Below are 4,858 nucleotides of genomic sequence, written 5' to 3'. Positions count from 1 at the left end.
TCGATTGAAGGGGCATGGGGAGTTAATCGTCGACTTGCAGGATGGCGAGGAAGGCTTCTTGCGGCACTTCCACGGAGCCGATCTGCTTCATGCGCTTCTTGCCGGCCTTTTGCTTTTCCAGCAGCTTGCGCTTGCGGGTGATGTCACCACCGTAGCATTTTGCCAGCACGTTCTTGCGCAGCGCCTTGATGTTCTCGCGGGCGATGATGTTGGCGCCGATGGCGGCCTGGATGGCCACGTCGTACATCTGGCGCGGGATCTGCTCGCGCATCTTGGCGGCCACGCCGCGGCCGCGGTACTGGCTCTGGCTGCGATGCACGATCATGGACAGCGGGTCGACCTTCTCGCCGTTGATCATGATGTCGACCTTGACGACGTCGGCCGCGCGGTATTCCTTGAACTCGTAGTCCATGGAGGCGTAGCCGCGCGAGGCGCTCTTGAGCTTGTCGAAGAAGTCCAGCACGATCTCGGCCAGCGGGATCTCGTAGGTCAGCATGACCTGCTTGCCGTGATAGGCCATGTTGAGCTGCACGCCGCGCTTCTGATTGGCCAGCGYCATGACGACGCCGACGTAATCCTGCGGCATGTAGAGGTGCACCGTGACGATGGGCTCACGGATCTCCTTCATGCGGCCGATCTCGGGCATCTTGGACGGGTTCTCGACCTGGATGACCTCGCCGTCGTTCATCTCGACTTCGTAGATGACGCTGGGCGCGGTGGTGACGAGATCCTGGTCGAACTCGCGCTCCAGCCGCTCCTGCACGATCTCCATGTGCAGCAGGCCCAGGAAGCCGCAGCGAAAGCCAAAGCCCAGCGCCTGGCTGACCTCGGGCTCGTAGCGCAGCGACGAGTCGTTGAGGCTGAGTTTTTCCAGCGCATCGCGCAGCTGGTCATACTCACTGGCCTCGGTCGGATACAGGCCCGCGAAGACCTGAGGCTGGATTTCCTTGAAGCCGGGCAAAGCCTCGGTGGCCGGGCCGGCATTGTTGGGCAGCTTCTTTTCCAGCGTGACGGTGTCGCCGACCTTGGCCGCCGCCAGCTCCTTGATGCCGCAGATGATGAAGCCCACCTCGCCGGCCTTCAAGCCATCGCGGTTCTCGCTCTTGGGCGTGAACACCCCCATGTGCTCGATCGGGTACACCGAGTTGGTGTTCATCATGCGGATGCGCTCGCCCTTCTTGAGCTCACCATCCACCACGCGCACCAGCATGACGACGCCGACGTAGTTGTCGAACCAGGCGTCGATGATCATCGCGCGCGGCGGGCCGTCCGGGTTGCCGCGCGGCGCCGGCATGCGGGCAATGACGGCCTCGATGATCTCGTCGATGCCCATGCCGGTCTTGGCCGAGCAAGGAATCGCGTCATCGGCGTCRATGCCGATGACGTCCTCGATCTCCGCCTTGGCGTTCTCTGGGTCGGCGGATGCCAGGTCCATCTTGTTCAGCACCGGCACGACCTGGACGCCCAGGTCCAGCGCCGTGTAGCAGTTGGCCACCGTCTGCGCCTCGACACCTTGCGAGGCATCGACGACGAGCAGCGCGCCTTCGCAGGCCGACAGCGAACGGCTGACTTCATAAGAGAAGTCCACATGCCCCGGCGTGTCGATCAGATTGAGGTTGTAGATCTGGCCGTCCTTGGCCTTGTACTGGAGTGCCGCGGTTTGCGCCTTGATCGTGATGCCGCGCTCACGCTCGAGATCCATCGAGTCCAGCACCTGCGCTTCCATCTCGCGATCGCTCAAGCCGCCGCAGCGCTGAATGATGCGGTCGGCCAACGTGCTCTTGCCGTGGTCGATGTGGGCAATGATGGAGAAGTTGCGGATGTGATTCATGGAGATCGGGGGCACGCCAACGGAGCAGGACACAACGGCGAAGGCCGTTGCAGCGCAAGCTCACATCGCTTGCGATGTGAAGCCGCGAAGCGGCGTGCTACAGCTAAAAAAAAGGCACGTCGAAGAGGCGACGTGCCTTCCAACAAAAGGTATGGCAACTGCTTGTTGGGCCTTCATTGTAGCCAAAAGGCCCAGCCGGGAAGCCGCACCAGTATTGGTTTTCCGGTCGTTGCAGGCTGCCAACAAGGAATTTTAACCACAGGTTATCCACAAGTTCCTGTGGATCGCCTGTGGATCAAATCAAGGCGTTGCCGGTGGGCGTCGATTCCACCGTCAGACACCCGTTCCAGGACRCATCAAGCCGCCATTTTAGCGGCGGACGCGAACAATCCCCGCCTTTATCTAAGAGTTAGCCAGCGCCAACTTCCATATTCAGTGGACAACCCGGGTCGKGGCGCCCAGCGGGCTTACCGCATCGCGGAAAGCCCGAGCAGACAGCCCAGGTTTTGCCGCCTCACTTGGCCGGTTTGAGCAGCACGAAGCTGGTGACGTCCTCCCGCCGCACGACCAGATTCATCGCCTTGTTCTTGTCCGCCTTGGCGATCTGGGCCTGGAAGGCCTTCACCGAGGACACCTCGACGTTGTCCACCGACAGGATGAGGTCGCCCTCGCGCAGCCCGGCGCGAGCGGCTGCACCCGCGGCATTGTCGACCTTGACACCGGACTTGAGCTTCATTTCCTTGCGCTGCGCATCGGTCAGTTCCGACACCTTCAGGCCAAGGGCCGCGCTGGGTGCCGTCGCCGCCGGCGCTGGCTCGTTGCCGCCTTCGCTGCCGCTACCCGGCTTCTTGCTGCGCTCGTCTTCGCCAATGGTGACGACAACATCCTTGGTCGCACCGCGGCGGAAGACGGTCAGCGTCGTCTTGGCGCCGGGCTTCACATTGGCCACGAGGCGGCGCAAGTCGGCCGCCTTGTCGACGGTCTTGCCGTCGACCTTGGTGACGACGTCGCCGCCTTCCACTCCCGCCTTCTCGGCCGGGCTGCCGGCGATGACGGAGCGGATCACGGCGCCCTGCGGCTTGCCCAGACCGATGGCCTCGGCGATTTCCTTGGTGATGTCGTCCGGCAGCACGCCCAGGTAGCCGCGCACGACACGCCCGCCAGCGCGCAGCTCATCGGCCACGCGGATCGCGTCGGCGATGGGGATCGCAAACGAGATGCCCATGTAGCCGCCGTTCTGGCTGTAGATCTGCGAATTGATGCCAATGACCTCGCCGCGCATGTTGACGAGCGGTCCGCCGGAGTTGCCGGGGTTGATGGCCACGTCGGTCTGGATCAGCGGCAGCAGATCGCCTGTGTCGCGCTGCTTGGCGCTGATGATGCCGGCCGTCACCGTGTTCTCCAGGCCGAAAGGCGAGCCGATGGCCATGACCCATTCGCCGACGCGTGACTTGTTGCTGTCGCCGACCTTCACTACCGGCAGGCCGGTCGCCTCCACCTTCACGACCGCCACGTCGGAGCGCTGGTCGGCACCGATGAGCTTGGCCTTGAGTTCGCGCTTGTCCGTCAGCKTGACGATGACTTCGTCAGCGCCCTGCACGACATGGGCATTGGTCAGCACGTAGCCATCGGCGCTGAGGACGAAGCCGGAGCCGACACCACGGCGCATGGGGCCGTCGTCGTCGGGCGTGCCGCCACCGCGCGGCGCGCCGCGGCGCTGGTTGGGCACAGGGATGCCGAAGCGGCGGAAGAACTCCTGCATCTGCTCGTTCATCTCCGCCTGGCCTTCGGCCATCTTGACCTTCTCGGCGGTACGGATGTTGACGACCGCTGGGCCGACGCGCTCCACGATCTCGGCGAAGTCCGGCAGCTCGCGCGACTGCGCCGTGGCGGGTGCCTGCCCCAGCGTCAGCGCAAGCGCCAGCGCCGTGCCGGAAAACAGAAAGCGCGCGCGCGCGGGGTGAAGGCGGGTCTCAGCGTGCATAAGGGAGTTCCAGGGATTCAGCAGGACAAGGCAGATGGGGCATCGAAGCGTCACTTCAAGGACGGGACTGCGAGGCGGCGGATTCCGGCAGGGCCAAGCCCCAATCAATGATCTCTGCCGGCGCCTCTCCTGGCAATCCGGCCTCCCGCGCCGCGCCAACGGCAGGCAGGGTACGGCCTGCAGCGGTCTGCGCAAAGCTAAGGCCGCCAAGTCCCTGCGCGCGCGGTGTTGTGTTCGGTGCAGCGGCGACCTGGGCGTCCGGCGCAGGCGCAGGCCGCAGCAGGCCAACGCCCAGGGCCAGGGCCACGAAGCTGGCGGCCACCGCGACGGGCGCCAGCCAGTCGCGTCGGCGCGGGTGGTCGACCACCTCGGCCGGTAATTGCGCATGCAGGGCTGCGAGCAGCGCTTGAGGTTGCCGGTGCAGTTCCGGCAGTTCGGTGGCGCGAAGGCCATCACCGGCCGCATGCCAGAGCGCCCAGCGCTCGCGCAGGCCCGGGTCGCTCGCCCAGGCCGCGTTCACGCGCGCCCAATCGACCGGCGTGGCGCGGCCGTCCATGACGGCGGACAGCGCTTCGTTCAGTGAGTTGTCGGCAGCGCTCACCATCGCCGCCCTCCGCCGCCGCCCAGCAGCGGCCGCAGCCGCGCCGCGACGGCCTCGCGGGCGCGGAAGATGCGCGAGCGCACGGTGCCCGGCGGGCAGTTCATCAGGTCGCCGATCTCGTCGTAGCTCAAGCCATCCACCTCTCGCAGCAACAGCGCCCGGCGCTGATCCTCGGCCAGGGCTGCGACCGCGTCGTCCAGTTCCCGTGCCAGCTGGCGACCGGCGAGCAGGGCCTCGGGGGTCGCATCGTCGCTTGGAGTCGCGTCGGTGCCGAAAGTTCCCTCGCCGTCGTCCAGGGATTCGACGGGCCGCTGGCGGGCGCGATGGGCGTTGTGGCGTTTGGCCGCGTTGATCGCGATGCGGTAGACCCAGGTGTAGAACGCGCTCTCACCGCGAAAGGCCGGCAATGCGCGATACACGGCAGACTTTCCTGGCCGTGTAT

At 65.5% G+C, this 4,858-nt stretch carries 4 protein-coding genes; all 4 read right to left on the bottom strand.

Features of this window, described 5'->3' with window-relative positions; genetic code table 11:
* Nucleotides 1-22: 22 nt before the first annotated feature.
* Entirely contained in the window at nt 23-1,831 is a 1,809-nt protein-coding gene (gene lepA, locus AC1DU6_RS20120; protein ID WP_477859125.1) for a translation elongation factor 4, read from the bottom strand.
* Between the two features lie 514 nt (nt 1,832-2,345).
* Nucleotides 2,346-3,815, bottom strand: coding sequence for a Do family serine endopeptidase (locus tag AC1DU6_RS20115; protein WP_477859123.1), 1,470 nt, complete (start codon nt 3,813-3,815; stop codon nt 2,346-2,348).
* A 55-nt stretch (nt 3,816-3,870) separates the two neighbouring features.
* On the bottom strand, nt 3,871-4,419 hold the full coding sequence (locus AC1DU6_RS20110; protein WP_056204253.1) for an RseA family anti-sigma factor: 549 nt from the start codon (nt 4,417-4,419) through the stop codon (nt 3,871-3,873).
* A partial coding sequence (locus AC1DU6_RS20105; RefSeq protein WP_477859121.1) for a sigma-70 family RNA polymerase sigma factor occupies nt 4,413-4,858 on the bottom strand: 446 nt, incomplete at its 5' end. The genes AC1DU6_RS20110 and AC1DU6_RS20105, both read right to left, overlap by 7 nt.

The sequence above is a fragment of the Roseateles sp. P5_B10 genome (genome assembly GCF_056400485.1).
Note: the sequence above shows the minus strand (reverse complement) of the source record. Positions and strands in the feature narration are given on the sequence as shown.

What these genes read in the sequence shown, in the direction of transcription:
- AC1DU6_RS20110 (WP_056204253.1), bottom strand. Translation starts at nt 4,419, where the DNA reads ATGGTGAGCGCTGCCGACAACTCACTGAACGAAGCGCTGTCCGCCGTC.